29 protein-coding genes and 4 pseudogenes are annotated in these 26,234 nt (G+C 65.1%); 16 read left to right on the plus strand and 17 right to left on the minus strand.

The genetic code is table 11. The features are described 5' to 3' along the window. Together flgJ and AKN84_RS30150 are read right to left on the minus strand one after the other, a co-directional pair. Positions 1-357 (minus strand): flagellar assembly peptidoglycan hydrolase FlgJ, encoded by a 357-nt coding sequence (flgJ, locus tag AKN84_RS30145; RefSeq protein WP_128971276.1) that lies wholly within the window; start codon positions 355-357, stop codon positions 1-3. Beyond that, entirely contained in the window at positions 357-1,481 is a 1,125-nt protein-coding gene (locus tag AKN84_RS30150) for a flagellar basal body P-ring protein FlgI (RefSeq protein ID WP_050424144.1), read from the minus strand. The genes flgJ and AKN84_RS30150 overlap by 1 nt, the downstream gene beginning before the upstream one ends. 263 nt (positions 1,482-1,744) lie before the next feature. Here AKN84_RS30150 and AKN84_RS30155 point away from each other — a divergent pair, with 263 nt between their 5' ends. Next, entirely contained in the window at positions 1,745-2,158 is a 414-nt protein-coding gene (locus AKN84_RS30155; protein WP_050424178.1) for a flagellar assembly protein FliX, read from the plus strand. 27 nt (positions 2,159-2,185) lie between these two features. On the opposite strand, the gene AKN84_RS30160 is transcribed toward AKN84_RS30155, so the two are convergent. After that, a complete protein-coding gene (locus AKN84_RS30160; protein ID WP_050424145.1) occupies positions 2,186-2,572 on the minus strand; it encodes a winged helix-turn-helix transcriptional regulator in 387 nt (128 codons plus the stop codon). Positions 2,573-2,675: 103 nt separating this feature from the next. Here AKN84_RS30160 and AKN84_RS30165 point away from each other — a divergent pair. The 3 genes and pseudogenes from AKN84_RS30165 to AKN84_RS30175 all read left to right on the plus strand — a co-directional run. Then, a pseudogene (locus AKN84_RS30165) lies at positions 2,676-3,285 on the plus strand (NAD(P)-dependent oxidoreductase). A 211-nt stretch (positions 3,286-3,496) separates the two neighbouring features. Beyond that, positions 3,497-3,862 (plus strand): RNA polymerase-binding protein DksA, encoded by a 366-nt coding sequence (gene dksA / locus AKN84_RS30170; protein WP_021077973.1) that lies wholly within the window; start codon positions 3,497-3,499, stop codon positions 3,860-3,862. A gap of 348 nt (positions 3,863-4,210) precedes the next feature. After that, positions 4,211-4,401, plus strand: a pseudogene (locus AKN84_RS30175) (phytanoyl-CoA dioxygenase); the annotation flags it as partial. Positions 4,402-4,589: 188 nt separating this feature from the next. Here the strand turns inward: AKN84_RS30175 and AKN84_RS30180 are convergent. Next, the gene (locus tag AKN84_RS30180) at positions 4,590-5,018 is read right to left on the minus strand and encodes a winged helix-turn-helix transcriptional regulator (protein ID WP_128971277.1); all 429 of its coding nucleotides are present in this window, start codon (positions 5,016-5,018) and stop codon (positions 4,590-4,592) included. 95 nt (positions 5,019-5,113) lie between these two features. Here AKN84_RS30180 and AKN84_RS30185 point away from each other — a divergent pair. Beyond that, positions 5,114-6,141: pseudogene (locus AKN84_RS30185) on the plus strand (SDR family oxidoreductase). 109 nt (positions 6,142-6,250) lie between these two features. Beyond that, the gene (locus AKN84_RS30190) at positions 6,251-7,036 is read left to right on the plus strand and encodes a 2-keto-4-pentenoate hydratase (RefSeq protein WP_050424180.1); all 786 of its coding nucleotides are present in this window, start codon (positions 6,251-6,253) and stop codon (positions 7,034-7,036) included. 36 nt (positions 7,037-7,072) lie between these two features. Here AKN84_RS30190 and AKN84_RS30195 read toward each other — a convergent pair whose 3' ends face one another. Together AKN84_RS30195 and AKN84_RS30200 are read right to left on the minus strand one after the other, a co-directional pair. Then, on the minus strand, positions 7,073-7,462 hold the full coding sequence (locus AKN84_RS30195) for a ClpXP protease specificity-enhancing factor SspB (protein WP_050424147.1): 390 nt from the start codon (positions 7,460-7,462) through the stop codon (positions 7,073-7,075). A gap of 66 nt (positions 7,463-7,528) precedes the next feature. Then, positions 7,529-8,281: a carbonic anhydrase gene (locus tag AKN84_RS30200; protein WP_050424148.1), complete on the minus strand. Its 753-nt coding sequence runs from the start codon at positions 8,279-8,281 to the stop codon at positions 7,529-7,531. Positions 8,282-8,956: 675 nt separating this feature from the next. Between AKN84_RS30200 and AKN84_RS30205 the strand changes: the two genes are divergently transcribed. From AKN84_RS30205 to AKN84_RS30220, 4 genes are all read left to right on the plus strand, one after another. After that, on the plus strand, positions 8,957-9,280 hold the full coding sequence (locus tag AKN84_RS30205) for an ArsR/SmtB family transcription factor (RefSeq protein ID WP_050424149.1): 324 nt from the start codon (positions 8,957-8,959) through the stop codon (positions 9,278-9,280). Further along, positions 9,277-9,708: an SRPBCC family protein gene (locus AKN84_RS30210; protein ID WP_050424150.1), complete on the plus strand. Its 432-nt coding sequence runs from the start codon at positions 9,277-9,279 to the stop codon at positions 9,706-9,708. The genes AKN84_RS30205 and AKN84_RS30210 overlap by 4 nt, the downstream gene beginning before the upstream one ends. A 140-nt stretch (positions 9,709-9,848) precedes the next feature. After that, positions 9,849-10,082 carry a hypothetical protein gene (locus AKN84_RS30215; protein ID WP_050424151.1) on the plus strand — a complete coding sequence of 78 codons (234 nt, stop codon included), beginning with the start codon at positions 9,849-9,851 and terminating at the stop codon, positions 10,080-10,082. Between the two features lie 33 nt (positions 10,083-10,115). Then, a complete protein-coding gene (locus AKN84_RS30220; protein ID WP_050424152.1) occupies positions 10,116-10,565 on the plus strand; it encodes a DUF1801 domain-containing protein in 450 nt (149 codons plus the stop codon). A 45-nt stretch (positions 10,566-10,610) separates the two neighbouring features. Here the strand turns inward: AKN84_RS30220 and AKN84_RS30225 are convergent, their stop codons facing one another. Further along, the gene (locus AKN84_RS30225; RefSeq protein ID WP_050424153.1) at positions 10,611-10,847 is read right to left on the minus strand and encodes a hypothetical protein; all 237 of its coding nucleotides are present in this window, start codon (positions 10,845-10,847) and stop codon (positions 10,611-10,613) included. Between the two features lie 359 nt (positions 10,848-11,206). On the opposite strand from AKN84_RS30225, the gene AKN84_RS30230 reads away from it, so the two are divergent. Next, positions 11,207-11,479, plus strand: a complete 273-nt coding sequence (locus AKN84_RS30230) for a hypothetical protein (protein ID WP_128971278.1) — start codon at positions 11,207-11,209, stop codon at positions 11,477-11,479. A gap of 36 nt (positions 11,480-11,515) precedes the next feature. Here the strand turns inward: AKN84_RS30230 and AKN84_RS30235 are convergent, their stop codons facing one another. The 7 genes from AKN84_RS30235 to flgF form a co-directional block, all read right to left on the minus strand. Further along, entirely contained in the window at positions 11,516-11,854 is a 339-nt protein-coding gene (locus AKN84_RS30235) for a hypothetical protein (protein WP_050424155.1), read from the minus strand. Positions 11,855-12,052: 198 nt separating this feature from the next. Next, positions 12,053-12,346 (minus strand): hypothetical protein, encoded by a 294-nt coding sequence (locus AKN84_RS30240; RefSeq protein WP_050424156.1) that lies wholly within the window; start codon positions 12,344-12,346, stop codon positions 12,053-12,055. A 98-nt stretch (positions 12,347-12,444) separates the two neighbouring features. After that, entirely contained in the window at positions 12,445-12,888 is a 444-nt protein-coding gene (locus AKN84_RS30245) for a hypothetical protein (RefSeq protein ID WP_050424181.1), read from the minus strand. A 367-nt stretch (positions 12,889-13,255) separates the two neighbouring features. Continuing rightward, positions 13,256-14,008: a flagellar basal body L-ring protein FlgH gene (gene flgH / locus AKN84_RS30250; RefSeq protein WP_050424157.1), complete on the minus strand. Its 753-nt coding sequence runs from the start codon at positions 14,006-14,008 to the stop codon at positions 13,256-13,258. Between the two features lie 5 nt (positions 14,009-14,013). Next, positions 14,014-15,069: a flagellar basal body P-ring formation chaperone FlgA gene (gene flgA, locus AKN84_RS30255; protein ID WP_050424158.1), complete on the minus strand. Its 1,056-nt coding sequence runs from the start codon at positions 15,067-15,069 to the stop codon at positions 14,014-14,016. A gap of 2 nt (positions 15,070-15,071) precedes the next feature. Next, entirely contained in the window at positions 15,072-15,860 is a 789-nt protein-coding gene (gene flgG / locus AKN84_RS30260) for a flagellar basal-body rod protein FlgG (protein WP_050424159.1), read from the minus strand. A 16-nt stretch (positions 15,861-15,876) separates the two neighbouring features. Further along, positions 15,877-16,641 carry a flagellar basal-body rod protein FlgF gene (gene flgF, locus AKN84_RS30265; RefSeq protein WP_050424160.1) on the minus strand — a complete coding sequence of 255 codons (765 nt, stop codon included), beginning with the start codon at positions 16,639-16,641 and terminating at the stop codon, positions 15,877-15,879. Positions 16,642-17,022: 381 nt separating this feature from the next. Here flgF and fliL point away from each other — a divergent pair, with 381 nt between their 5' ends. Genes fliL through AKN84_RS30285 form a run of 4 tightly spaced genes read left to right on the plus strand, consistent with a single transcriptional unit; the run spans position 17,023 to position 20,008 of the window. Beyond that, entirely contained in the window at positions 17,023-17,511 is a 489-nt protein-coding gene (gene fliL / locus AKN84_RS30270; RefSeq protein ID WP_050424161.1) for a flagellar basal body-associated protein FliL, read from the plus strand. An 18-nt stretch (positions 17,512-17,529) separates the two neighbouring features. Continuing rightward, the gene (fliM, locus tag AKN84_RS30275; RefSeq protein WP_050424162.1) at positions 17,530-18,732 is read left to right on the plus strand and encodes a flagellar motor switch protein FliM; all 1,203 of its coding nucleotides are present in this window, start codon (positions 17,530-17,532) and stop codon (positions 18,730-18,732) included. Further along, positions 18,729-19,202: a DUF6468 domain-containing protein gene (locus AKN84_RS30280; protein ID WP_050424163.1), complete on the plus strand. Its 474-nt coding sequence runs from the start codon at positions 18,729-18,731 to the stop codon at positions 19,200-19,202. Before fliM ends, AKN84_RS30280 begins: the two co-directional genes overlap by 4 nt. Next, positions 19,199-20,008 carry a MotE family protein gene (locus AKN84_RS30285; protein WP_050424164.1) on the plus strand — a complete coding sequence of 270 codons (810 nt, stop codon included), beginning with the start codon at positions 19,199-19,201 and terminating at the stop codon, positions 20,006-20,008. Before AKN84_RS30280 ends, AKN84_RS30285 begins: the two co-directional genes overlap by 4 nt. Before the next feature lie 45 nt (positions 20,009-20,053). On the opposite strand, the gene AKN84_RS49400 is transcribed toward AKN84_RS30285, so the two are convergent. Together AKN84_RS49400 and AKN84_RS49405 are read right to left on the minus strand one after the other, a co-directional pair. Beyond that, positions 20,054-20,416 (minus strand): hypothetical protein, encoded by a 363-nt coding sequence (locus AKN84_RS49400; RefSeq protein ID WP_244485587.1) that lies wholly within the window; start codon positions 20,414-20,416, stop codon positions 20,054-20,056. 123 nt (positions 20,417-20,539) lie between these two features. Further along, positions 20,540-21,283, minus strand: a complete 744-nt coding sequence (locus tag AKN84_RS49405) for a glycosyltransferase family 87 protein (RefSeq protein ID WP_244485588.1) — start codon at positions 21,281-21,283, stop codon at positions 20,540-20,542. A 244-nt stretch (positions 21,284-21,527) separates the two neighbouring features. Here AKN84_RS49405 and AKN84_RS30295 point away from each other — a divergent pair. Further along, positions 21,528-25,315, plus strand: a pseudogene (locus tag AKN84_RS30295) (tetratricopeptide repeat protein). Positions 25,316-25,376: 61 nt separating this feature from the next. Here the strand turns inward: AKN84_RS30295 and AKN84_RS30300 are convergent. Next, positions 25,377-26,213 (minus strand): glyoxalase superfamily protein, encoded by an 837-nt coding sequence (locus AKN84_RS30300; protein WP_050424165.1) that lies wholly within the window; start codon positions 26,211-26,213, stop codon positions 25,377-25,379. Positions 26,214-26,234 lie beyond the last annotated feature (21 nt).

Consider the following 26,234-nt stretch of genomic DNA (forward strand, 5'->3'; position numbering starts at 1 on the left):
TTAGCTCTTGTTCGCCTGCTGCAGGATCAGCGAGCGGAACACTTCGTTGGAAATGCCGACGCCGCCGGACTTGGCGAAATTCTTCGAATACTCGTCGGTCAGCATCGAGCGCCACGGCCCGGTGCCGACCGTGTCGCCGTAGGGACCGTCGCCCTTCAGGCCGGTCGTCATCTGCGAGAACATCGTGTTGAGGAACATCGATTCGAAATCGGTCGCGGTCGCCTTCGCCTTGGTGATCTGCTGCGGCGTGACCTTCTTCATCGCGTCCTGCAGCACCGGATCGGGGCGGCCGTTGAACGTCGGCATCATCGCCTTGTTCGGCATGCTGCCGGTGGTGCTGTTGATCAGGCTCGCCATCACATCACCTCGATGTCGGCTTCGATCCCGCCAGCGGCCTTGATCGCCTGCAGGATGCTGATGAGATCGCGCGGTCCGATGCCGAGGCCGTTGAGGCCATCGACGAGCTGCTGCAGCGAAACGCCGTTTCTGACGAGCGCAAATTTCTTGCCGTCCTCGCTGACGCCGACGCTGGTGCGCGGTGTCACGACCGTTCGGCCGCGCGACAGCGGATTTGGCTGGCTGACCTGTGGGCTCTCCGAGATCGTGACGGTGAGGTTGCCTTGCGCCACCGCGACGGTGGCGACGCGAACGTCGCGGCCCATCACGATGATGCCGGAGCGCTCGTCGATCACGATCTTCGCCACGAGATCGGGGTCGACCTGCAACTGCTCGATCTCAGTCAGGAACGCGACGACGTTGCCCTTGAACTCCGGCGGGATCGAGAGCTGCACGGTGGAAGGATCGAGTGGTTCGGCGGTTTTGACCCCGAGGTAGTCGTTGACCGCGGCTGCGATGCGCTTCGCGGTGGTGAAATCGGCGTTGCGCAGCGCGAGCCGCACGTTGGGCAGGCGATTGAGCGCGAACTCGATCTCACGCTCGATGATGGCGCCGTTGGCAATGCGGCCAACGGTCGGCACGCCACGGACGACGCTGGCAGCGGCGCCTTCGGCCGCGAAGCCGGCGACCGCAACCGATCCCTGTGCCACCGCGTAGACATTGCCATCCGCGCCGAGCAGGGGGGTGACGAGCAGGGTGCCGCCCTGCAGGTTCTTGGCGTCGCCGAGCGCGGACACGGTGACGTCCATGCGCGTGCCCTGGGTGCCGAATGCCGGCAGATTGCCGGTGACCATCACGGCGGCGACGTTACCGGTGCGGATGGTGGCGCCGCGGATGTTGACGCCCATGCGCTCGAGCATTGCTTGCAGCGATTGCTTGGTGAAGGGGATGTTGTTGAGCGTGTCGCCGGTGCCGTTGAGGCCGACCACGAGGCCATAGCCGATCAACTGGTTCTGCCGCACGCCCTCGATGTTGGCGAGATCCTTGATCCGCGACGTCGCGGCCGCGGGCGTGGCGGAAGCCGCCAGCGCCAGCAGCGCGGCGCAGGCCAACCCGAATAAGCTTACGATGCGGATGCCGGGCATCCCGATGCTCCCCTCAAACTCACTGGCGGATCACGCGACACTCCCATGACGGCGATCCGCCATTAACCATGCGAGCTGCGTGCCACTTTGTGTCATTGGGGCAATATACTGATATGTTTATCGAAATTGTCTGGCCCCCGTTTGGCTGGGGTTGGCCAGGGAGCGCGAAACTGCCGTGCGGCGGCAGAAATTGCCGGGTCGTTTACGCATCGTTAACCATAAAACGGCGATGCTCGCGGCATCAGGCCTGCGGGATCATGGCGATGCGCATCTACGGACCGAACGGCACCACGCTTGGCACGTCCACCAGCTCCACGCGGCGCACCTCGTCGAGCGGCTTCTCGCTGCCGGATGCAACGACCGCGCAGGAGGAGGTTCGCTCCACCGCTGCGCCGAAGGCCGCCGCCAGCCTCGATGCACTGCTCGCGCTGCAAGGCGTCGAGGACCCGACCGAACGCCGCAAGCGCTCGGTGGCCCGCGGCAAGGGCGCACTCGACGTGCTCGACGCGCTCAAGCTCGGACTGCTGTCCGGCAATTTCGATCCCTCCACCGTGAACCGGCTGCGCGATGCTGCGGCGAGTCTGAAGGAATCCTCCGGCGATCCCGGCCTCGATGCCGTGCTCGGCGAGATCGAACTGCGCGTCGAAGTCGAGCTCGCCAAGGCCGGGCAGTACTAGGCTCTTCTCTCGATCAAGTAATCCGTGTCACGCCGCCAGCGCCTTGCGCTGCGCGTCGTAGCGGCGCTGCGCCGCCAGCACCTCCTTCAGATTCTGCTCGGCCCAGTCGCGCAGCGGATCGACCGCCTCGGCGAGCGTCGAGCCGAGCGGCGTGATCGAATACTCCACGGTGACCGGGACGGTTGCGATCGCCCGGCGGCGCAGCAGCCCGTCGCGCTCCAGGCTCTTCAACACCTGCGAGAGCATCTTCTGCGAGATGCCTTCGATGGCGCGGCGGAGTTGGTTGAAGCGCATCGGCTCGTTGCGCAGCAGCAGCAGGATCAGCACCGCCCATTTGTCGCCGACCCGGTCGAGGATCTGGCGCGTCGGGCAATTGGCGGCATAGGCGTCCGGCTTCAGGCTGGCGGCTTTCATCGGGTTACTCCGGCGTAATCAGGTGAGACAAGAGTGCCTTCTTCACACTTACATCCATTTGGCTATCTAGTCACCATTGGAAACTATCAATCGGAGACTTGAGATGAAGATCGCCATCGCCGGTGCGTCCGGCCAGGCCGGCTCGCGCCTGACCGCGGAACTGGCTCGCCGCGGCCATGCCGTCACCGCCATCGCCCGCAACCCGGAGAAGATCGCAACCCTGCCGGATGTCACCGCCAAGAAAGGGGACGTGAACGACCAGGCGGGCCTCGCCGCGCTGTGGGCCGGCCACGACGCCGCGATCAGTTCCGTCCATTTCTCCGTCAGCGACCCGCTCAAGCTGATCGGGGCGGCCAAGCCTCCGGGGTCGGCCGCTATCTCGTGGTCGGCGGCGCCGGCAGCCTCGAAGTGGCCCCGGGCGTCCGCCTGGTGACGACGCCGAACTTTCCGCCCCAGTACAAGGCCGAGGCCTCGAAGGGGGCCGAATTCCTTGACCTGCTGCGCCAGGAAAAGGAGCTGAACTGGACCTTTTTGTCACCCTCGGCGCTGTTCGTGGCCGGCGAGCGGACCGGCAAGTTCCGGCTCGGGACCGACCAGCTTTTGACCGCTGCGACGGGAAAAGCTCGATCTCGTTCGAGGATTTCGCGGTTGCACTCGCCGACGAAATCGAGCGCCCGGCCCATATCCGACAGCGTTTCACGGTCGGCTATTGAGGGGGGCGGGGCGGCCCCCGGGCAGGGCGGATAAGTTTGCCTGTGCAAGGCCTTGGGGGCAGCCCGCCTTTCGCGGTGGCAGATATTGTCTGTCACATGACGTGGCTATATAAGGCGCCGCGCGGAGGGGTCCTGTTCCCTCCGCCTGACAGGGACATGGCTGCCTTTGGAAAAGCTGAAGAACTACCGGCCGACTGAAAAAGAGCCTTTCATGAATGAGCGGCAGCGCGATTATTTCCGCGCCAAGCTGCTGGCCTGGAAGGATGAGATCCTCCGCGAATCGAAGGTCACGCTGCAGACGTTGCAGGAAGAGAACGTCAATCACCCCGACCTCGCGGACCGAGCTTCCTCGGAAACCGACCGCGCGATCGAACTCCGTGCCCGCGACCGTCAGCGCAAGCTGATCTCGAAGATCGACGCGGCGCTCCAGCGCATCGAAGACAACACCTACGGCTATTGCGAAGAGACCGGTGACCCGATCTCGCTGAAGCGGCTCGAAGCCCGCCCGATCGCAACGCTGTCGGTGGAGGCGCAGGAACGCCACGAGAAGCGCGAGAAGGTCTATCGCGACGAATAGTGGCGGCTGGCCACCACAGATTGATTCCGGCGCGCACCGGTTATAGGTTCGCGCCGCCATGATGACACGTACTCTCAACATCGCATCGGTCTTCTTCCTGGGCTGATCCCGTTTCCGACGGGAAACACGCTTCCACATGGAAGCGCTGATCGCCCGGCAAGCTCCGCTTGACCGGGTTCCGGTGAACCGAATGGGCCGGTCAGGTTCCGCGCAGCGCGGACCATCGTTGGCTGGCGACAGTTTGAGAGACAATCATGATCAGTCGAGACGACGCACGTGCGCCGAGCGACGCGGCAAATCGCCGGACGCGCGCGGATGAACCTCGCGCAGATGGGCGCCGACTGCGAGGTCGCGCTCGCGACGGGCGAGGCGGGCACGGTCTATCTGTGCCATCCGTTCCTGGTGCATGCCGCGCAGATCCATCGGGGAAAGCGGCCGCGCTTCATGGCCCAGCCGGCGAGCCGTATCGGCTCGCGCGTGACGATGGTGCGTACTCGCCGGTCGAGATCGCGATCCGGCAGGCGCTCGGCATGAACTGACGCCGCCGCGCTGCATACTTACTTCGCCTCTCCCGCTTGCGGGGGAGGCCGGATCACATCGTTAGATGTGATCCGGGTGGGGGCTCTCTCCACACGAATAGTCTTCGTCGTGGAGGCATCCCCACCCCAACCCTCCCCCGCAAGCGGGAGAGGGGCACAGCGTCGATGCGGCGATACTTCGGCAACATCTACGCCAGTCCGGCTCCGACTGTCGTCTCGCTTGCCGGCGTGCTACGGCGCGGGCCGTAGGTCTTCGACCACGCCAGCAATTCGCGGAACGCCGGCGTCAGGCCCCAGGCCGAATCCGTCAGCTCGTATTCGACCTGCAGCGGCTTCTCGGCGAGCACCTTGCGCGCCACCAAGCCGTCGCGCTCGAGCTCGCGCAGTTGCGCGGTCAGCATGTGCTGGGTGATCGGCGCGAGCGCGCGGCGCAGTGCGCCGAACCGCATGCCGCCATGCATCAGCGCGAACAGGATCTCGACCTTCCACTTGCCGCTGAGCGTGTGGATCGCCTGCTTGGAGTCGATCAGCAAAGTCGGGTCGGTGGGGCAGCTGTCGCAGTCACCGCCGTCACAAATATCCGTGGTATTGTTTTCCATACCGGTCTCGATTTTCATTCTACTTGCTCGAACAGAGATAGTGACCAGATGCGGCCTGTGCAGGGTGGGCGGCGCGATGTCCGACCCCGCCGAACCATCGAAAGGGCGAGGACATGAGCGCGGTGTTGGTCACGGGCGGAACGGGTTTCATCGGCGTGCATACGATCCTCCAGCTGCTCGCCGACGGGCACGTGGTGCGAACCACCGTGCGCAACCCGGATCGCAGCAAGGACGTGATCGCGATGCTGCGCGAGGGCGGCGCTGATACGGCCGACCAGGTCGGCTTCGTCACCGCTGACCTGACGCGCGACGACGGCTGGCGCGAGGCGGCCAGGGGTTGCGATTACGTGCTGCATGTCGCATCGCCGCTCGGCTCCAATGTGCCCGAGGACGAGAACGAGCTGATCATTCCGGCGCGCGAGGGCACGCTGCGAGTGTTGCGCGCGGCGCGCGAGGCCGGCGTGAAGCGCGTCGTTGTGACGTCGTCGTTTGCGGCGATCGGCTACGGCCATCCGCCGCATGCCAAGCCGTTCGATGAGACCGTCTGGACCAATCTCGATGGCCCCGACGTGCAGGCCTATCCGAAATCCAAGACGCTGGCCGAGCGGGCCGCCTGGGATTTCGTCGCGCGCGAAGGAGGTGGCCTCGAGCTTGCCGTGGTCAATCCCACCGCCGTGTTCGGCCCGGCGCTCGGCCCCGACTTCTCCGAGTCGATCGGCATCATCAGGGCGCTGCTCGATGGCGCGATGCCGGTGGTGCCGCGGATCCATTTCGGCCTCGTCGACGTGCGCGACGTCGCCGACCTGCATCTGCGCGCCATGACCTCACCGAAGGCCAAAGGCGAGCGGTTCCTCGCGGTTGCCGGCGAGACCATGTCGGTGCTGCAGGTGGCCGGGCTGTTGCGCAGGAAACTCGGCAGCAAGGCGCGGCGCGTGCCCCGGTTCCAGGCGCCGGATTGGATGATGCGGCTCGCCGCACGGCGCAATCCGCTGGCCCGCGCCGCCCTGCCGTGCTCGGCAAGGTGCGCCGCTCGACCAGCGCCAAGGCGCAGAACCTGCTCGGCTGGCGCCCGCGCGGCAATGAGGAGATGATCCTCGCGACCGCCGAGAGCCTGATCAGGCTCGGCCTGGTCAAGGCCTGACAGCCTCTCCCGTCCGGCGTGCTTGCCAGACGGGTCGGCGAGTGCTGAATTGCCTTAAGCAGACGGAAGGCGCCACCGCGCCACCGTGACCAACAGGGAGGCTGCGCAGATGGATCGGGTCCTCGCGGCCGCCAAGGCGATTGCCAGCGCGCGTCGCAACCGCACGCCGCTCAAGGCGCTTCCGAAGGACGTCGTGCCGCTCGACGAGGCCGAAGGCTACCAGGTGCAGTACGCGCTGCACGATTTGTTGCAGCCGCAGGTCGGCAGCCTCGTCGGCTACAAGATCGGCTGCACCAGCGCCGTGATGCAGGAGTACATCAATATCGCGCATCCCTGTGGCGGCGGCGTGTTCGAGAAGGTCGTGCATGACAGCGGCGTGCAGCTGCCGGCGGCCGATTTCGTCCATGTCGGCGTCGAATGCGAGATCGCGGTGCGGCTGGCGCGCAATCTGGCTGCGAGCGAAGCGCCGTTCACCGCCGAATGGGTCGCGGAAGCGATCGAGGCCTACCATCCCGCGATCGAGATCGTCGACGACCGTTACGTCAAATGGGAGACGCTCGGTGCGCCGACGTTGATCGCCGACGATTTCTTCGCCGCCGGCTGCGTGCTCGGCGAGGCCGTGCCGCGCATCACCGTGCCGGATCTGCGCACGGTCGTGGGACGCGCGATCGTCAATGGCAAGGAGGAAGGGCGCGGCACCGGCGCCGACGTGCTCGGCCATCCCCACAACGCGCTCGCCTGGCTTGCCAATCATCTCGCCGCCGAGGGGCGTGGCCTGCATGCCGGCCAGATCGTCATGACCGGCAGCCTGGTCAAGACGGTGTGGCTGAAGGCGGGCGATGTGGTCGTTATGGAGCTCGACGGACTCGGCAAGGTGGAAGCGACGTTCACCTGACCTTGCGTGCTCTCAGCGTCGGGACGTCGCTGTTTCCTACAGTTGATCGTTCGTGCACATCAGGACCTTGCCGTCCCACAGGCTTCGGACCGCGTCGAACGGCACGGCCAGCCTGGCATACTTGCGATTGAACCAGACCCCGACCTCGAAGCCGTCATCCCCGACCACGAGGCGATCGAATTCGTGCTGCAGGATGATCGTGATCTCCTCGGGGTACTTCTCGATCACGGCGGCGGGCAGCTTCACGCCGTCGGCCCGGGTCGCGAAGGTGATGTTGACCGGCCGGTCCTCCGCGGCGCGGCGGAGCAACGCAGTCATTTCGATCCGCTTCTGTGCGGTGTTGCAGGGCTCGACGCCGGCGCGCGCCGGGAACGAGGCCGCGACCAGCACCAGCACTCCAGCCATCCGTCCGCGCCGGCGCCACATCCGCCTTCTCCATGTCGCTCACGCGATGTCGTTCAAGGCTTCAGTGGTTGCAGGTGGCGCTGAGGTTCAAGTCGCCGGCCGCTTGTCGTCCGTGACCAGCTCGACCTTGCCATCGGTCAGCCGATAGACCGCGCCGACAATCCTGAGCTTGCCCTGATCGACCGCGGCGTTGAGGATCGGCGTCGCCGTCTTGAGCTTCGCGACGTTGTCGATGACGTTTTGGCTGACGGCGTTGGCGAGGTGGTCGCCGGGCTTGCCCTCGGTCGCCTTCACCGCCGGCGCGATCGCCGTGACCAGCGAGGGCAGATGGCCGGGCAGGGTAGTGTTGTCCTTCAGCGACTTGATCGCGGCGTCGACCGCCCCGCAGCTGTCATGGCCGAGCACCATGAACAGCGGCACGCCGAGCACCGACGATGCATATTCGAGGCTCGCGATCATCTCGTCGCTGGCAAAATTGCCGGCGACGCGGCAGACGAACAGATCGCCGCGGCCGGTGTCGAACGCGTATTCCGGTGCGATGCGGGAGTCCGCGCAACTCAGGATGCCGGCGAACGGATTCTGTCCGCCGGCCAGCGCCTCGCGCTCGTGCTTGAAATCATGCCGCCGCGACACGCCTTCGACATAGCGGAGATTGCCCTTCACCAGCCGGTCGAGCGCCGCGTCCGGCGGCAGCACGTTCTGCGGCTTCGGCGGCGGCTTTGTCTCCTTGGCGGAGATCGGTGATACGAAGGCGAGGCTGGCGGCGGTGCACGCCGCGGCGGCGAGGAAGTGGCGCCGGGAGGTTTGGCCGGGAGGTGTGACGTCGCAGAGCTGGCACATCAAGGTTCTCCGTGAACAAGGACCGCATCCGCGCGATATTTGTAGGTGATGCGCTGGTTCTTCGCAACGACATGCGTTGACGCACTCGCGACCGCGACGTCCACGCGTCGTCGTCCTGGCGAAAGCCAGGACCCATACCCACCGCGCCGAATTGTAAGAGGGATCATGGCCCCAGCATCGCGCAGCATGAGCTTTCGGGGTAATGGGTCCTTGCCTTCGCCAGGACGACGATGAGGATGGATCTCGCTTCAAGATGTCAAACAGCCAAGTTCTCGGTGTCATCACCCGCGCATGCGCATGCGGGTGATCCAGTATTCCAGAGGCAGTCGTTGTTGAGCCGATGGGCCGCGGCGTACTGGATCGCCCGGTCGAGGGCCGGGCGATGACAGCTGAGGATGGGACGCAGCTTCGCATTCTCGCGTCATGAGTTGCCCGAGCTTTGCTCTTCGTTTCGCCGTCTCATCGAAGAGAGGGCGCAGGGAAAGCCGGGTGCCGATCGCAGCCTGCTTTCGTAAATAACCATTGGGCTATGTGAATAAGGGAGGGCCGGTGCGCTTGAGCTACCGAACGGCATGGAAGCTCCGCCTTTCATTCGCGCCTGCGAGTTCCCTGTTGACTTATCCATAACTAGCCAGTTATACGTCAATTCATAACCAACGGGTTATTGATTGCAAAATGCCAGACGCTCACGACGTGCTGTTTCGAACCCTCGCAGACCCGACCCGCCGGGCGATCTTCGAGCGCCTCTGCCGCGAGGGTGAGCAGACCGTCAGCGCGCTGACGGCGCGGGCGAGGATCTCTCAGCCGGCGGTGTCAAAGCATCTCGGCGTGCTGAAGCAGGCCGGGCTGGTGCGCGATCGCCATGAAGGACGGCAGACACACTACAGCGCGCAACTCGGCGCGCTGGCGCCGCTGATCGACTGGAGCAGCCAGATGGCCGGCTTCTGGCAGAACCGGTTCGACCACCTCGAAGATCTCCTCAAAAGGATGGACCAATGAACAACACCACCCGTGAGACGCGCTCGGCGATCGTCGAACGCGAATTTCCTCATCCGCCGGAAAAGCTCTGGCGCGCGCTGACTCAACCGCATCTGATGGAGGAGTGGCTGATGAAGAACGACTTCAAGCCCGAGGTCGGGCACAGCTTCAATCTGCGCGGCGAGTGGGGCGGCGTGCTGGACTGCAAGGTGCTCGCCATCGAGCCGCACAAGACGCTGTCCTACACCTGGAATTTCGCGCATGAGGATGCCGCCTACAATCTCGAGAGCGTGGTGGTCTTCACGCTGACCCCGACGCCGCACGGCACCCATCTGCGCGTCGAGCAGTCCGGCTTCCAGCCGCATCAGAAGCAGGCCTATGGCGGCGCCCATGCCGGGTGGAAGCAGTTTTTCGAGAAGCTCGATCAGCTGCTGGTGCGGGCGGAGTGAGGATTGCTGCAGCTCCATCCTCGTCATTGCGAGCGAAGCGAAGCAATCCATCTCTCGGCACGTGCTGCACGATGGATTGCTTCGTCGCTATCGCTCCTCGCAATGACGGTTGTACTCACATCATCCAACAGGAGATCACATTGAACTGGAACAACTTCATCCGGCAATCTCACCGCTGGCTTTCGATCGTCTTCACGGTCGCGGTCATCATCAACATCATCGCGATGGTCCTGCAGCAGCAGGCGACCTGGATCGGTCTGCTGGCACTGTTCCCGCTGATCCTGATGCTGCTCAGCGGCCTGTATTTGTTCGCGTTGCCCTATCTGGCGCCGCGGCGTCGGCTCGGGGGATCGACCTCGGCATCGCAAATATGATTGATTGGGGCAGCCGAGCAACGCGAGGCAGCAATGACGGCATCGGAACGTATCGATCAGATGATCGAGGATCTCACCGACTGGCGCGGCAAGACGCTCGCCAGTCTGCGCAAGAGCATCCTCGCCGCCGATCCCGGCATCATCGAGGAGTGGAAGTGGATGGGCAGCCCGGTGTGGTCGCGCGATGGCATCATCGCGGTCGGCAACGCGCACAAGGGCAAGGTGAAACTGACCTTCATGTATGGCGCGCAGCTCCCGGACCCCGACAAGCTGTTCAACACCGGCTTCGAGGGCAATGTGCGGCGCGCGATCGACCTGTTCGAGGGCGACAAGATCAATGCCCCCGCGCTGAAGGCCCTGATCCGCGCCGCGATCGAGCTCAACCAGGCCAAGTCGAAGAAGACGGTGAAGAAGCCGGCGAAGAAAGCCGCGGGCGCTGGCGCAGCCGCGAAGAAGAAGCCGTGTGCCGCGAATGAGGGTTAGCCGCCGGCTCGCGCGCTGAGGCCGCGCGGGGCAGGAACTGGCGTGTCACCCGTTCGACGACCGTCCCTTGATCGCGGAGACTGCTCTGAAAATGCACCCGCCGGCCAGCGCGCCGACGAACATGAGAGGCGGAAGCACGGTGCCGGGCGCGAACATGATGAGCAACGCTATGGCCTGACCGACTTGTGTCGAATGATCCGACATGGCGTGGGCAAACAGGAGCGGCAAAATCAGCGCGACTGCTCCGCCGAACAGAAAGCCTCGCCAGAATGATCCGTCCATCAAGACGACCGTCTTTCCTTATCCCGTGCGTGCCGTTTGCGGTGCGAGTCATTCTGGCGCGTTGTGGTACGCATGTGAGCGGCAGACTCTCAATTCTCCCTTAAGGCTATCCATCAAGATGATCAGAACCCGGCTCGCCACGCCACATCGTCGGACGTAGACGCGATCTCGGCGCTGCTGACGGCCAATTCCGGCGATCGCGGCGGCATGCTGTTCGGACAATGGCCGCGCGACATGATCGCGGCGCGCATGGCACGCGGGCAATCGATCGTCGTCGCGACCGGCGAGGCCGGCGACAACGCTCGGGTTGAACCCGCCGACGGCGGGCCCGACAAACCTGAAAGGTGGAGCTGTTGGCAATGGACTGGGAAGCGCTTTGTGAGGCTCTGCTGGGCTCTTTTCTCCCGGCGCCGACGGGCTCCAGATTGCTTGACGCCGCGCCAACCGGAATCTTCCGCTCGCCGCTGTTCTGGACATGGATTGCGCTGCTCGCCGGTCTGATCGGGCTCGCGTGCTGCATCGTTTACATCGGCTTGCGGTCGACGCCGGCGCTGCTTTGGCTCGCGCTCCTCGTGGATGCCGTGGCTCTGGTGTTCGTGCGGCGTGCGCTCAAATGGCGCTATCCGATCTAGCGATTTCGGCCGCGCGTTGCGCCGCGGGCGGCCTCTCTAGGCCGAGATGTCGACCGCCTGGCCGGCCTTGCCGGCGTTCCTCTGGAACGCCTGCTCGATCAACTCCTTGATCTTCTGCTCGACCGCGGCGCGCTGATCCGGCGTCATGGTCTTCAGGTCTTCCTCCGACAGCCCCATGCCCTTGAGGATGTTCGCGCGCATGCGGTCCATTGGGCTCATCTGCGCGTATTTGAGAAATTTCTGCTCGACGGTGTCGTCGGAAGAGCCGGCGCCGGTAGCTTGCGTGGATCCGGAGGCATCGGCCGTCAACGGCTTCTTCAATGTGCCAGTCGTCATGCTGGCTGTGACCGATCCGAAGGCCGAGATGGACGTCATCTGCGCGCGCTGTCCCCGTTGCAATGCTGCAATCGCGGAGCAAATGGCGTGCCATGCGCCAGTGTTTTCAAGCAGATCGCGACGACGCGGCGCGTGCCTGACGTGCCGCGGGAAAGTTCTGCCGGGTGAAGTTTGCCGGAGGAGCGGCCGTCATGCCATCGTATGCACGATCACCGGACCCGCAACCCGTTGCGGCCGTCATGCCATCGTATGCACGATCACCGGACCCGCAACAGCGGTAGCCTGCCCGACCAGCAAGGGACCGAGATTGTCGTCGATCCAGGCCAGCGCGCGGCGGTTGGCCTCCTCGGCACCGGCATGATTGTTGAAAACGCTGATCGCGGTGACGGTGTCGTCGCCGGCATAGACCACGTAATAGGCCATGAAGCCTTCGACGTCGCTGATGATCGGGATCGCGCCTTCCTTGATCCGGCGCGCGAGTTCTTCGGCGGTGCCGGTCTTTGCCTTGGCCTGACGGATGGCGGCATACATGGGCTTGCTCCTTCCGGCTGGATCGATCGGGCTGCGCTTGACGCGCAGGCATGATCGTACGCCGGCTCGGGCGCGGACGCCATCGGGAAGGGGACGGATCAGACGAAGCGCTTGCCCGCGAACGGATTCGGCGCGCGGCGGCTGACGGTGGGCCTTGGCAGCCTTGCGAGGCCGGCGGAAGCCGGCGCGGATTTCGGCGGCGGCGTGGGCGCGGCTTCCGGTTGCTGCAGAAACAGCGTGGCCTCGAACACCACGCCGGGGGCCTGCCTGGCCGTTCCCATGCACACCGCGCGATTGCCGCTGAACGAGCCGGTCAGCTCCGCCTCGACCTCGTCGCAGCCGAACACGGTGGTGAACGGACCGTCGGCATATCGGCGCGTCGTCAGCACCGCGGTGAAGCGGTCTTCATCGAGCTGATAGGAGCCGCCATAGGTGAACATGGCGTCGCCGCCGCTGATCCTGCCATTTGCGAGCTGGACTATTCCGGTGCCTTCGCCGCGCGGCGTCCGGAACCACGCCGCATATTGCCCGTCTCTTTGCATGACCGTCATACAAGCAGAAAACCCTGCGTTGTCCTCTTGCTACGTTGCAAGCGCCGGGACTGCCACTGCGCGCTGCTGCGACGGTTAACGAACCGAGAAGGCGATCGCACGACTTTCGCGAGGCGGTATCGGACTGGTGTGCGACAACAGTGCGAGTGCATGCGACCGGTCACAAGAGCCATTCTGTTCCGAAGCGGATGGCGCTCTTGGTTTGTTTTGGGGCTCTAAATGCCACGGCCCCCGCCAGGGGAGCTGGCGAGGGCCGTGTTGGTACACCGCGCCGCGCCTAGGTTCGCGACGAGATGTGGGAGCTCGTGAAAGTCTTACTCAGGCACGATCCTGATCCGAAACCTTCGGGATCATGCGGCTAGAAGGGCAAGAGCACGTCGAGAACCTGCTGGCCGTAGCGCGGCTGTTGCACGTCGGTGATCTGGCCGCGGCCGCCATAGGCGATGCGGGCCTGGGCGATCTTCGAGGAGTCGATGGTGTTGTCGCTCTGGATGTCCTCCGGGCGCACGATGCCGGCCACGATCAGCTCACGGATTTCGAAGTTGACCCGGATCTCCTGCTTGCCCTCGACCACCAGATTGCCGTTCGGCAACACCTGGGTGACGACCGCGGCGACGCTGGTTTGCAACGCTTCCTGCCGGTTCACCGAGCCCTTGCCGTCGCTGGACGCCGTGGACTCGGCGGTCAGGATCTTTCCGGGCAGGATCTTGTTGGCCTGCGTGATGGTCTGCGAGCCCAGGAAGTTGCTGACCCCGGAGTCTTCCGAATTGGTGCGGCTGCGCTGGGTCTCGTTGGCGATCGCCGCCTTGTCGGTGAAATTCACCGTGATGGTCAGCAGGTCGCCGACGCGCGCGGCGCGCTGGTCCTTGAAGAAGGCGCGGGAGCCGCTGCGCCACAGCGAGTTCGGGCTGTAGGAGGCGACCTCGGGCTTCGGCATCGGCATCTGCACCGGCTTGTAGCCGGGCTGCGTCGTCGGATTGTCGATCGACGTCAGCTTCGGCTGCTCGCCGATCTGGGAGAGACGGTCGATCGACGAGCAACCGCTGGCGATCGTTCCGAGTGCGAACAGCGCACCGGTCAGGATGAGGCGGTTGATACGGTACTGGGACATGAACTTTACTCGGCGTTTGGTGCGACTGAACTCAGCTTGACGGAAGCGGAATCTGAAGTGGTGGCGTCGGCGCTAGGTGGCGCAAGCGGGGTCGCGACCGAGATCGAGACCTCGCCGCGGCCGGTGACAACGCCGGAGACGGCGCGCTTGGACTGCAAGTTCATCACGCTGACGACGTCGCCCTCGGCGCCGCCATCCATCGCCTTGCCGCGGATGGTGAGATAGATGCCGGCGGTGCGGTAGATCAGCACGACGTTCTGGTCGCGGGTGACGAGATCGGGTTTCGCCATGTCGGCGACGCGCAGCGCCTGGCCGGCGCGGAGCTGGCGGCGCATCTGCATGCCGATGGTGCCGTCGCGCGTCGCCGCGTCGTTGCCGATGTCGGCCTTCGGACGGCGTTCGATCATCACGTCGGAGGCCTTCAGCACGTCGCCGCGTTCGACATTGCGGGTCAGCACGGCGGCCTCGATGGTCTCGATCGCGGTGCCGGTGAGGCGCAGCTTGTACGGCGCCGCGCCGGAATCGTTGCCGATCTCGAAGGTGACGTCGAAGCGCGTCGAGCGCGGGTCGTAGCGCACGGCGATCGGCTGCATCGCGCCGGTATTGGTCGCCTCCAATCTGATATCGCCGGGATCGCGGTCGAAGGTCAGCGCGATATTGCCGGCCCGGCCGAGGCCGTGGCGGCCCTCGAGGGCGCGCGACACCTGCTGCTCGATTTCCTTGCTGTCGATGGTGCGCGCGAGCCGCGTGACGGTGATCTCCTTCAGCTCGCGGGTGTCGACGCCGATCACCTGGTGCGCGCGCAGCACATTGAGCACCTGCGCGACCGGCAGCGTGCCCGTGGTGCCGAGATCAGGCGCGCGGTAGACCGCGATGCTGCCAGCGCTGCCGGCATTGTCGATGAGGTCGCCGACCCGCACGATGTCGTCCGCGACCGTGATGCTGGCGCGCAGCGTCGGCGCCGCGATGGTCTCGCTGCGGCTCTGCGCGGCAGCCGAACTCATCGAGGCGGCGAGAAGTGCGGCGGCGATCAGGAGTGAGCGGGCGATCATCGACATCATCCTCAGCGGAACAGATTGGAGGTCGACTGCATCATCTGGTCGGCGGCGGAGACCACTTTCGCGTTCATCTCGTAGGCGCGCTGCGCCGCGATCAGGTCGGAGATTTCCGAGACCACCTCGACGTTGGCCTGTTCGAGGTTGCTCTGCTGCATGTCGCCGTAGCCGTCGGTGTTGGCGGTGCCGTCCTGGGGCTGGCCGGAGGCCGGCGTTTCCTGGAACAGGTTGTCGCCGATCGGCATCAGCCCGGCCTTGTTGATGAAGCGGGTCAGGCCGATCGTGCCGATGTTGGTCGATGCGGTCTGGCCCGGCAGCGTCACCGAGACCTGGCCCTGCGCATTGATGGTGAGGCCGGATGCGTTCTGCGGGATCGTGATCGTCGGCTGCACCAGATTGCCCTGCGCGTTGACGATGCGGCCCTGATTGTCCATCTGGAACGAACCGTCGCGGGTGTAGGTGAAGGTGCCGTCCGGCATCAGGATCTTGAAGAAGCCCTCGCCGCGGATCGCGATGTCGAGATCGTTGCCGGTCGGCGACAGCGTGCCCTGGGTCATCATCCGCGGCGTGCCGACGGTCTTGACGCCGCCGCCGAGGTCGATGCCCATCGGCATGATGGTGTTCTGGTCGGAAGCCTGCGCGCCAACCCGGCGCACATGGTCGTAGATCAGGTCCTGGAACGCGGCGCGCTGCTTCTTGAAGCCGGTGGTGCGCAGGTTCGCGATGTTGTTGGAGATCACCTGAACGCTGAGTTCCTGTGCCGCCATTCCGGTCGCTGCGGTATAAAGTGCGCGCATCGGTCAATCCCCCGGATCAGTTCGGCACGTCGGCGAGCTTCTCGATCGCCGATTTGTGCAGGTCGCTCTGCTGCTGCAGCAGCGAGGCGATTTGGGTGTAGGTCCGCGTGATCTCGATCATGCGGCTCATCTCGACGACGGAATTGACGTTCGACTTCTCGATGAAGCCCTGGCGGATCTGGGACTTGGTGTCCGGCAGCGGCTGCGCGCCTTCGCCAGGCGCGTAGAGATTGGAGCCTTCCTTGAGCAGGCGCTGGGCCTGCGCGAACGAGACGAGGCGCAGCTTGCCGCGGATCGAGTCGAGGCGGGACGTGCCTTCGAGCACGGAGATGTTGCCGTCGGGGGCGATGTTGACGTCGTGATCGGTCTGCTGGAACGTGATCGGGCCGGAGGTGCCGAGCACCTGGTAGCCGGAGGCGGTGACCAGCTGGCCGCGGTTGTTGATCTGAAGGTTGCCTTCGCGGGTGTAGCGCTCGCCGCCCGGCGTCTGCACCACCAGGAAGGCGTTGCCGTCGATCGCGACGTCGAGCGGGTTCTTGGTCTCTTCGGTCGGACCCTGCGAGAAGTCGTGGAAGGTCGCGCGGTCCTGCACGAACGAGACGCGGCGGTCGCGAGCCGCGAAATTGTCCTCATGCGCGTTCGAGGAGAGATACTCCTGGAACAGCGATCGGTCGGCCTTGTAGCCGTTGGTGGTCATGTTCGCGATGTTGTTGGAAACGACATCCATCTGCCGTTCCAGCACCATCTGCTTCGATAGTCCGACCAGAAGCGTATTCTGCATCGGCGGTTCTCCCCTGTGAGGTGATCCGAATGCAGGTTCTCCCAAACCTTCACGCCGGACCGTCGGTAACCATTGGGTTCTCCCAAACCCGCTGGTCACGCCGTCCTCTCAGCGAAAGCCGTGCCAACTTGAAATATTGAGGTATTTTAGTGGCTTAGGTGTCTGGCCGGGGGCCGCGGAGGGCGGCAGAAAGGTCTTGTTGACCATGTTTGCCCGGCAGTTTTTTCCTAGTGGATGGTAAATCCTAAGCTTCCGTTAACCATTATTACCTTAGCGTTGACGGCATTGGGGCGCGTGTGCGCCGGCGGCATTTGTATCGCGTCTTCAGGCCAAAGCTGGGGCAAATCGCGTTCGCATCCTTCAGGTTGAAGCGGGCGGACGATGGCGGACGAGGAAAAGACGGACAGCGGCGAAGGCGCGGCCGCTCCGAAGAAGGGCAAGCTCAAGCTGATCATTGCCGTCGTCGGCTTCCTCGTCGTGCTCGGCGCGGGCGCGGGCGGATGGTTCTTCTTCATGCGCGGCCACGGCGAGGAGCAGCACGCCGAGGCGCCGCCGCCGAAGCCGCCGAGCTTCGTCGACGTGCCGGACATGCTGGTCAACCTGGTCGGCGCACCCGGCGAACGGGTGCAATACCTCAAGCTGAAGCTCGTGCTCGAGATCAAGGAAGAGAAGCAGGTCGAGGCGATCAAGCCGGCGCTGCCGCGCGTCACCGACCTGTTCCAGACCTACATGCGCGAGCTGCGCCCGAGCGACCTCAACGGCTCGGCCGGCCTGTTCCGCCTCAAGGAGGAGCTGACCAAGCGCGTCAACCTCGCGGTGGCGCCCAACCAGGTCAATGCGGTGCTGTTCAAGGAAGTCGTGATCCAGTGACGGGGTGGATGTAAAGCCATGGCCGGCAACGACCAGATGGACCAGGACGCCATTGCGGCCCAATGGGAAGCCTCGCTCGATTCCGAGGATCCCGCGGCGGCCGCGGCGGAAGCTGCCAAGAACGAGCTCACCGAGAACATGGCGCTGCAATGGGCCGCCATGGTCGAGGACGGCAGCCGCGACTTCGGCAGCAAGAACACCAATGGCGAGCGCGTGCTGTCGCAGGAGGAGATCGACAATCTCCTCGGCTTCACGGTCGGCGACGTCAGCCTCGACGACCATTCCGGCATCCGCGCCATCATCGATTCCGCGATGGTGTCCTACGAGCGTCTGCCGATGCTCGAAATCGTGTTCGACCGCCTGGTGCGGTTGATGACGACATCATTGCGCAATTTCACCTCCGACAACGTCGAAGTCTCGCTCGATCGCATCACCTCGGTGCGGTTCGGCGACTACATGAACTCGATCCCGCTGCCGGCCGTGCTCTCGGTGTTCAAGGCCGAGGAGTGGGAGAATTTCGGTCTCGCCACCGTCGATTCCAGCCTGATCTATTCGATGATCGACGTGCTGCTCGGCGGCCGCCGCGGCCAGACCCAGCTCCGCATCGAGGGCCGGCCCTACACCACGATCGAGACCAATCTGGTGAAGCGGCTCGTCGAGGTGGTGCTGTCCGATGCCGAGCAGGCGTTCCGGCCGCTGTCGCCGGTGACCTTCTCGATCGACCGGCTCGAGACCAATCCGCGCTTTGCCGCGATCAGCCGCCCGGCCAACGCCGCAATCCTGGTCCGCCTGCGCATCGACATGGAAGACCGCGGCGGCAATGTCGAATTGCTGCTGCCCTACGCCACCATCGAACCGATCCGCAACGTGCTGTTGCAGATGTTCATGGGCGAGAAATTCGGCCGCGACCCGATCTGGGAAGGCCATTTCGCCACCGAAGTGGCGCAGGCCGAGATCTCGGTCGACGCGGTGCTGTACGAGGCCGACATCCCGCTGAAGGAGCTGATGAAGCTCAAGGTCGGCGACACGCTGCCGCTGGACATCCGCTCCGACGCGCTGGTCTCGGTGCGTTGCGGCAACGTCACCCTGACGGAAGGCCGCATGGGCCGCGTCGGCGACCGTGTCGCGATCCGCGTCACCAAGAATTTGCGTAAACCCCAAACCACCTTCGCGATGTTCGAGAAGGCGGACGAGCGGACCAAGATGATGGAGGCACCATGAGTCATGTGCTTGGACTAGCGATCGAGAGTCTGGTGGCCATGCTGCTGATGTTGACCATCGGCTACTGCTGGCTGCTCAACAAGCGGCTGCAGCGGCTGAAGGCGGACGAGCATTCGCTGAAGGCGACGATCGCCGAATTGATCACCGCGACCGAGATCGCCGAGCGGGCGATCGGCGGGTTGAAGCACGCGGTGCGCGACGTCAACGAGAACCTCGGCAACCAGCTCGATGCGGCGACGCAGATGTCGGCGCTGCTGAAGACCCAGCTCGCCGAGGGTGACGGCGTGGTCCGCCGCCTGTCCAAGATCGCGGCGGCCGCGCGGCCGCCGGAGGCCGCGCGCGCAGCGGCGCAGCCAGCTGCGCCCGCCGCTCCAGTGGCGCCGGCGCCGAGGGTTTCTGCCGCGCGCGCGGTTGCCGCGGCGGCTGAAGCCTTCACCGAGCGCAGGAGGGCCGGCGGCCTCGCTGCATGAAGTTGCTTCGTGACATCAGGGTGATGCCTGTGGTGCTGGTCGCAATCTTCGGCCTGATGGTGCTGAAGGTCGCGGGCCTCGTGCTCGATGGCGGTTACGTGTTCGCCGAGGACGCGCCGGCCAGTCCGGCCGGCCCGTCCTGGGCGCAGCAGAATTTCAACTTCCCCGGCGCCGGCAAGGCGGTCGTCGACAGCAAGATCAAGCCCGATCCCGGCGACATCACGGGATCGGTCGAGAAGAAGGACGACAAGAAGGAAGAGGCCCCGAAGCCGACGGCGCCGGCCGCGGAGCCGTCCAAGCCCGATGGCGTTGTGGTCAATCTCGATGCGCCGGCGCCGGTGTCGGCATCCGAACGCGCGATCCTGGAACGGTTGCAGTCGCGCCGCCAGGAGCTCGAGACGCGGGCCCGCGAGGTCGAGATCCGCGAGAGCCTGTTGAAGGCCGCCGAGAAGCGCATCGAGGCCAAGGTCGAGGAGGCCAAGGCCAACGATGCCAAGGCGAACGCCGACGCTGCGGCCAAGGCGGAAGCCGAGGCCGCGCGCTTCAAGGGCATCGTCACCATGTACGAGAACATGAAGCCGAAGGATGCTGCCAAGGTGTTCGATCGCCTGGAGATGAACGTGCTCTACCAGATCGCCTCGCAGATCCAGCCGCGCAAGATGTCCGACATCATGGGCTTGATGCAGCCCGAAGCCGCCGAGCGGCTCACGGTCGAACTTGCCCGCCGCGCCGGCGGCGACAAATCGGCATCGACCGACGATCTGCCCAAGATCGAAGGCAAGATGCTTGCGCCGAAGACGAATTGACGGGGTCTGATCGAGGGGCCCGTCAATTGCCAGCTGTCGGCATCTTCAGCCGTAAGCCGGATTCGGCCTGAGATCAGGTTGCCTGCATTTCATCCAGACGATCGCGATCACCGTTGCGCACATGAACGGACCAACGGGCAGGAGCACGAACGGGAAAGCGTACCCTAACACGACGATGACGCCGAGACCGATACGGATGGCCCGCCGATTGGCGACCGGCGAGCCCTGATCGACGTCAGCCTTCATCAGGAAGACCAGCGCCATCGCCAGCATCGGAAGATCGTAGATGAGGAAATAGGGAGACATCAGCGGAGTGGCCGCAAGCAGGCTGGCTGCTTGCAGGGCGAAGCTGACGTTACGACGCCATATCACAACCACCCAGACCAGCACGGCAGCCGCGACGGCCATATGGACCGACCAAGCCAGTCCGTAACCAAGGCCGGCAACCCGCAGCAGGCCATAAACACTCGACAGGTTAAACCAGGCGACCCCTCCACCGGCTTGAAGCCGCGCCGAGACAGTCGTTGCCCCTTAGACGAATGCCTTGAACGTATCCCAGCCGAAGCTCACTCCCGTGAGCAGCATGAGCGCCAGTATTGCCAAAGCTGCGGTGATGATGGCGTTCCAACGCCCCGTCGCGATCAGCACGAAGGGAAGGAGCACGCCGAATTGAGGTTTGAAGATGAGCAGCGCGATCAGGATGCCGCTAAGGAACGGGCGCCTGTCCAGCGTCAGCAGGATGCCGCCGAGCAGCGCTGAAGCAAGCAACGCGGATTGGCCGTGGAACATATCGTAGAAGACCGGCGGGGTCGCGAGTGCCAGCAGCAGGGCGCTAGGGCGTGGCCGGATCGCATAGATGACGAGAAGCCAGCAAGACAGCTTTGCTGCACTCCAAGCCAAAAACGCGATCGGAAACGGCAGCAGGGCAAGGGGCGCCAGGACCAGGAAAAACACTGGCGGATAGAAGAACGGAAGTGGAAACTGATCGTAGGGATACCGGAGTTGATTGATCGCCGGCATCCGAAGGACAAGTTGCTTATGCAGTTGGTCCCAATCGTAGGCGGCGGCCGCGTGGCCATCGACCGCCATCGTGCCCGCGCCCCAAAAACATGAGAAATCGTTGCCAGCACCTTCGACGTTGCCACTGAACGGCAGTACCGCGATAGCGATCAGGAGAATGCAGGCAATGGCCAGCGCCGGGTCATCTTCTGCAAAAGCATTATGGCGCGCGACTTCGTTCATAATTTTGGTTTGAAAAGAGCTTAAATCAATCAATGGTCGAATCTATCATTGCGCTTCCGGGCCAGGCAGGGCCGGGCATTCCCGGGCTTATTCGGAGAGTTAATCCAAGCCGATGTACGTGAGCGAATGCGGAACCAGGCGCATACGCCGCGCCTCCGAAAATGCGGTCGATGGGTTTACGTTAACAGCTCCTTAACGTCGCCCGATCCAAGATCGGGACGCGCGGGCGAGGGCGCTTCGCGCTGGTATGGCTGAGGTCCCGAGAAAACGTTTCGAGATGGCGCGAACGGCTGCCGCTGGAACATGGTCGCTAGGCCGCGCCTGGGCGCGGACCGCGCGTCTGTGCCTGCTCGCCACCGGCCTTGCTCTGACGACCCTCACATTCTCGACGGTGGCGCATGCCGACGACCCGGTGCCGGGCGAGGCGACATTCTCGGCCGCGAACGGCTATGCCCGGCTGGTGCTGAAGCTGAAGGAGGACGTCGAGTCGGAGGTCACGACCGCCGGCTCGATCATCGTGATCCGCTTCAAGCGTCCGGTTGATATTTCGGTCGAGAAGCTGGGCGATGCGGTGCCGGATTATGTCGGCGCCGCCCGCCGCGATCCGGACGGCTCGGCGATCCGCCTGTCGCTGGCGCGCCGCGTCACCGTCAACACCATGACCGCCGGCGAGCGCATCTTCGTCGACTTCCTTCCCGACGGCTGGACCGGCCCGCCGCCGTCGCTGCCGCAGGACGTGATCCGCGAACTGGCGGAGCGGGCCCGCGCCGCCGAGCGGCTGCTGCGCGTCCAGCGCGCCGCCGATGCTGCCAGGAAGAAGCCGCCGATCCGCGTTCGCGCGCTGGTGCAGTCGACCTTCGTCCGCTTCGTGTTCGAGGTTCCGGACGGGGTCAGTGTCTCCTCGGTGCTGAACGAGCAGAAGCTGACGCTGTCCTTCAACTCGGTCCTGAGCTTCGACCTTGCCGATGCCAAGGTCGCGGCCCCGCCGAACGTCGCGTCGATCAGTTCGCGTGCCGATACGGACACCTCGGCGGTCGACGTGACCCTGATCGGCGATGTCGACGTGCATTCGTTCCGCGACGAGAAGAACTACATCGTCGATGTCGCGTTCCAGCAGAACGAGCAGCAGCAGGCGGCGAAGCCCTCGCTGAGCACGCTGTTGCCGACACCGCGCGGCAAGAAGGGCGCAGCGGCGATCGCACCAGTGACGTCGGAAAGCTTCGCGCGGCAGGCCAAGATCGAGATCCGGCCCGATCAACCCAAGGCGGAGCCTGCCAAATCTGAGCAGGCCACATCCGAGCAGACCAGGTCTGAGCCGCCGCAATCCGAGCCGGCCAAGCCCGAGCAGGCCACGACCGAACAACCGGCCGCCGCGCCCGCGAAAACCGAACAGCCGAGATCGGAGCTACCCGATCCGGAACTGCCGAAGGTCGCGGCCGCACCGGCGGCCGACGTCGAGAACGCGGTCGCGCCACGCGAGGGCAGCGCCGGTGACGCGGCGGAGCAGAACAAGGCGCCCGTCAGCGAAGCGCCGAAGCCTGCGCCCCCCGTCGCGGCCGCGCCGGCGATGGAGACGCCGAAGCCCACCGCTGCACCATCGCCGTCTGCCGAAGCCCGCGCCGGCGCCAAGTCCAGTGCCAAGTCGAGTGCCAAGTCCTCGGTCGACGCCCAGCGCGACAGCGATGGTCTTCGCGTGACGTTCTCATTCCCCGGCCCGACGCCGGCGGCACTGTTCCGCCGCGCCGACACGGTGTGGATGGTGTTCGACACACCCGAGGCGATCGATGTCGACCCGATCCGCGCCAAGGGCGGCTCGCTGATTGCGGATGTCAGCCGGATTGCGCTGGAGAAGGGGCAGGCGGTGCGCTTCCGCCTCAACCGGCCGCAGATGCCGTCGCTCGAAAGCGACGACCGTTCGCGCGGCGTGAGCTGGGCGCTGACCTTTGCCGACCATGTGCAGAAGCCGCCATTGCCGCTGTCGGTGGTGCGCAACATCAGCGAGCCGTCGCTTGCCAATGTCAGCGTGCCGCTCGCCAATGCCGGCCAGCTCCATAGGCTGGTTGATCCCGATGCCGGCGATACGCTCTGGGTGGTGACCGCGCCGCCGCCGACCCGCGGCATCATCAAGCGGCAGGATTTCGTCGAGCTCTCGCTGCTGGAATCGATCCACGGCGTCGTGGTTCATCCGAACGCCGACGACGTCAAGGCCGAGGTCGCGCCGACAAGGTGATGCTGGGCCGGCCCGGCGGCCTGACGCTGTCATCGGCCGATGTCGCCGCCGAGCGCGCGACCGCGGCGGTGAAGCCGCTGTTCGATCCGGACGAATGGCGCAAGAACCAGTCGGAACATTTCCTCAAGCAGCTCGATAGCCTGATTGGTGCGACGTCGACGGCCAATGCCGAGCAGCTGCCGCAGGCGCGGCTCGATCTCGCCGAGTTCTACATGGCGCGCGGCATGTACCAGGAAGCCCATGGTGTCGCCAACCTGATCCTGTCCGAGAGCAAGCGCGGCAGCGAGACGGCGTCGGTGGTGATGGTGCACGCGGTCGCCAGCATCCTGATCGGCCACCCCGAACGCGGCCTGAAGGATCTCGCCAATCCAGTGATCGGCAATGGTTACGATTCGCAATTGTGGAAGGGGCTGGCCTTCGCCCGCGAAGGCAAATGGGCCGAGGCGCGCGAAAAATTCAAGAATGCCGAGTTCTCGGTCGCGACGCTACCGCCCGACCTGCAGCGCATCGTCACCATGGATTCGATGAAGGCCTCGCTCGAAGTCAAGGACTATGCCGGCGCCGCGCGGCGCAAGAGCGATCTCGACGTGGTCGGCGTTCCCGACGGGCTCAAGCCCGCGGTTGCGGTGTTGCGCGGCCGGCTCGCCGAAGCGCTCGGCCAGGAAAAGGATGCGCTCGACGCCTACCGCTTCGCCGCCAATTCGGCCGACCGCCAGGCCACCGCCGAAGGCAAGCTGCTGGAGACGCTGCTCAAGCAGAAGCGCGGCGAGATCGGCCGCGACGATGTGCTGAAGGAGCTCGAGCTATTGTCGATGCTGTGGCGCGGCGACAATATCGAGCTGAAGACGCTCTATGTGCTGTCGAAGATCTACGCCGAGACCGCGCGCTATGCCGACGCCTTCGCGGTGACGCGTGCCGCGACCCGGCTGCAGCCGAATGCGCCGGAATCGCGCCAGGCGCAGGATGCCGCCTCGGCGCTGTTCGTGCAGCTTTATCTCGGCCCGAAGGGCGACGAGATGGCGCCGATCGATGCGCTCGGCACCTTCTACGAATATCGCGAATTGACGCCGATCGGCCGCCGTGGCGACGAGATGATCCGCCGGCTCGCCGATCGCCTCGTCGGCGTCGATCTGCTCGACCAGGCCGCCGACCTCCTGCAATACCAGGTCGACAAGCGGCTGGAAGGCGCGGCGCGCGCCCAGGTCGCCGCGCGGCTTGCGATGGTCTATCTGATGAACCGCAAGCCCGACCGCGCCATCGGCGCGCTGCGCTCGACCCGGATCGCAGACCTCTCCGGCGAGCTGCGCCAGCAGCGGCTGCTGCTCGAGGCGCGCGCGCAGAGCGACGTCGGCCGGCACGATCTTGCGCTCGACATCATCTCGAACATCACCGGACACGAGGCGATCCGGCTGCGTTCGGACATCTATTGGGCGTCGCGGCACTGGCGCGAGGCATCCGAGCAGATCGAGCTCTATTACGGCGACCGCTGGCGCGATTTCACCCCGCTCAATCCGGGCGAGAAGGCCGACGTCATTCGCGCCGTGGTCGGCTACGCGCTCGCCGAGGACGCCATCGGGCTGTCCCGGTTCCGCGAAAAATACGCGCCGCTGATGTCCGGCGATGCCGACAAGCTCGCGTTCGACGCGGCCAGCAAGCCGGTCGCGACCTCGAGCGCCGAGTTCGCCCAGATCGCGCGGATGGCCGCCAGCGTCGACACGCTCGACGGCTTCATTCGCGAGATGAAGACCCGCTTCCCCGACGCCACCGCCCGCGCGCCGCTGCCCGATCCGGTGTCGACCGGATCGGTGCCCGACATGCCGAAGGCGCGCCGGTGAGCGTGCTGCCGGCGATCAAGGGCGAGCGCCGCGCCAGCGCGTCGCCCTAGCGGTGCCGGCCCTACGGCCCCGGTGACACCCAGGCGGTCGAAATGACTCCCTTGGCGTCGAGCGCGATGCGCCAATGCGACGCGCCGTTCTCATGCCTCACACTGTAGACATCCTCGCCCTGGGCCCCGACGCCGAGGAAACGCGTGGACTCGATCGCGCCCCAATCCTCGAAGCTGCGCTGCATGTTCGGCAGGTGCTCGCGGGTCGCTGCGGCGAGCGCCGGAGTCATGTCGTCGTAGTTGGGGTGCCCTGATGTCACCGATTCAAACAGGCGGTGCAGCGCAGCTTCAGTCCCAGGGGCTGCCGATTGATTTCTTACGCGCTCCGTCGTGCGGGTTGCGATCTGCTGCGCCGCCGCGGCGTCGATCCGTGGCATCAGCTTGTCGCCGTTTTGATGCAGGATCAGCGACGTGACCTGACCATCGGCGCCGGTGACAAAGCTGATTTGCGCGTCGACCTCCTTGGCGAAAAACTCGGTCCGGCTTTCAGCAAAGAACGGCACCGCGCGCTGGCCGGTGAGCTGGATGGAAAGCTGCTGGCCGTCGCGCATCACGCTGAGGACGGCCTGCTCGCTGAGCTGGTAGTATCCGGCATAACGATCGAGCACTGGTGTCGCGACTGCGATCTCCTGCCGCACGTCGTCCGGCGGCGGCTGCGGGACGGGAGCCGCCACGTCGGATGCCGCGCCGGTCGCCTGGATTCGCGCCGCCAGCGTGTTCCAGTCTCGCTGGCCGAACAGTTTGGCGATCAGCTCCAGGCTGTCGCTTTGGGTGAGGGGGATCGATTTGGCGCCGAGCGCTTCGCGCAGCGTCTGCCCCATGGCCTTGGCATCACGGAAGTCGCGCATGGAATAGTCCTTTGCATCGAC

This window comes from Bradyrhizobium tropiciagri (assembly GCF_001189845.1).
Classification (GTDB): domain Bacteria; phylum Pseudomonadota; class Alphaproteobacteria; order Rhizobiales; family Xanthobacteraceae; genus Bradyrhizobium; species Bradyrhizobium tropiciagri.

Coding starts and splice junctions, on each gene's coding strand:
- flgJ (WP_128971276.1), bottom strand. CDS start 357: ATGGCGAGCCTGATCAACAGCACCACCGGCAGCATGCCGAACAAGGCG.
- AKN84_RS30150 (WP_050424144.1), bottom strand. CDS start 1,481: ATGCCCGGCATCCGCATCGTAAGCTTATTCGGGTTGGCCTGCGCCGCG.
- AKN84_RS30155 (WP_050424178.1), top strand. CDS start 1,745: ATGCGCATCTACGGACCGAACGGCACCACGCTTGGCACGTCCACCAGC.
- AKN84_RS30160 (WP_050424145.1), bottom strand. CDS start 2,572: ATGAAAGCCGCCAGCCTGAAGCCGGACGCCTATGCCGCCAATTGCCCG.
- dksA (WP_021077973.1), top strand. CDS start 3,497: ATGAATGAGCGGCAGCGCGATTATTTCCGCGCCAAGCTGCTGGCCTGG.
- AKN84_RS30180 (WP_128971277.1), bottom strand. CDS start 5,018: ATGAAAATCGAGACCGGTATGGAAAACAATACCACGGATATTTGTGAC.
- AKN84_RS30190 (WP_050424180.1), top strand. CDS start 6,251: ATGGATCGGGTCCTCGCGGCCGCCAAGGCGATTGCCAGCGCGCGTCGC.
- AKN84_RS30195 (WP_050424147.1), bottom strand. CDS start 7,462: ATGTGGCGCCGGCGCGGACGGATGGCTGGAGTGCTGGTGCTGGTCGCG.
- AKN84_RS30200 (WP_050424148.1), bottom strand. CDS start 8,281: ATGTGCCAGCTCTGCGACGTCACACCTCCCGGCCAAACCTCCCGGCGC.
- AKN84_RS30205 (WP_050424149.1), top strand. CDS start 8,957: ATGCCAGACGCTCACGACGTGCTGTTTCGAACCCTCGCAGACCCGACC.
- AKN84_RS30210 (WP_050424150.1), top strand. CDS start 9,277: ATGAACAACACCACCCGTGAGACGCGCTCGGCGATCGTCGAACGCGAA.
- AKN84_RS30220 (WP_050424152.1), top strand. CDS start 10,116: ATGACGGCATCGGAACGTATCGATCAGATGATCGAGGATCTCACCGAC.
- AKN84_RS30225 (WP_050424153.1), bottom strand. CDS start 10,847: ATGGACGGATCATTCTGGCGAGGCTTTCTGTTCGGCGGAGCAGTCGCG.
- AKN84_RS30230 (WP_128971278.1), top strand. CDS start 11,207: ATGGACTGGGAAGCGCTTTGTGAGGCTCTGCTGGGCTCTTTTCTCCCG.
- AKN84_RS30235 (WP_050424155.1), bottom strand. CDS start 11,854: ATGACGTCCATCTCGGCCTTCGGATCGGTCACAGCCAGCATGACGACT.
- AKN84_RS30240 (WP_050424156.1), bottom strand. CDS start 12,346: ATGTATGCCGCCATCCGTCAGGCCAAGGCAAAGACCGGCACCGCCGAA.
- AKN84_RS30245 (WP_050424181.1), bottom strand. CDS start 12,888: ATGCAAAGAGACGGGCAATATGCGGCGTGGTTCCGGACGCCGCGCGGC.
- flgH (WP_050424157.1), bottom strand. CDS start 14,008: ATGTCCCAGTACCGTATCAACCGCCTCATCCTGACCGGTGCGCTGTTC.
- flgA (WP_050424158.1), bottom strand. CDS start 15,069: ATGATGTCGATGATCGCCCGCTCACTCCTGATCGCCGCCGCACTTCTC.
- flgG (WP_050424159.1), bottom strand. CDS start 15,860: ATGCGCGCACTTTATACCGCAGCGACCGGAATGGCGGCACAGGAACTC.
- flgF (WP_050424160.1), bottom strand. CDS start 16,641: ATGCAGAATACGCTTCTGGTCGGACTATCGAAGCAGATGGTGCTGGAA.
- fliL (WP_050424161.1), top strand. CDS start 17,023: ATGGCGGACGAGGAAAAGACGGACAGCGGCGAAGGCGCGGCCGCTCCG.
- fliM (WP_050424162.1), top strand. CDS start 17,530: ATGGCCGGCAACGACCAGATGGACCAGGACGCCATTGCGGCCCAATGG.
- AKN84_RS30280 (WP_050424163.1), top strand. CDS start 18,729: ATGAGTCATGTGCTTGGACTAGCGATCGAGAGTCTGGTGGCCATGCTG.
- AKN84_RS30285 (WP_050424164.1), top strand. CDS start 19,199: ATGAAGTTGCTTCGTGACATCAGGGTGATGCCTGTGGTGCTGGTCGCA.
- AKN84_RS49400 (WP_244485587.1), bottom strand. CDS start 20,416: ATGGCCGTCGCGGCTGCCGTGCTGGTCTGGGTGGTTGTGATATGGCGT.
- AKN84_RS30300 (WP_050424165.1), bottom strand. CDS start 26,213: ATGCGCGACTTCCGTGATGCCAAGGCCATGGGGCAGACGCTGCGCGAA.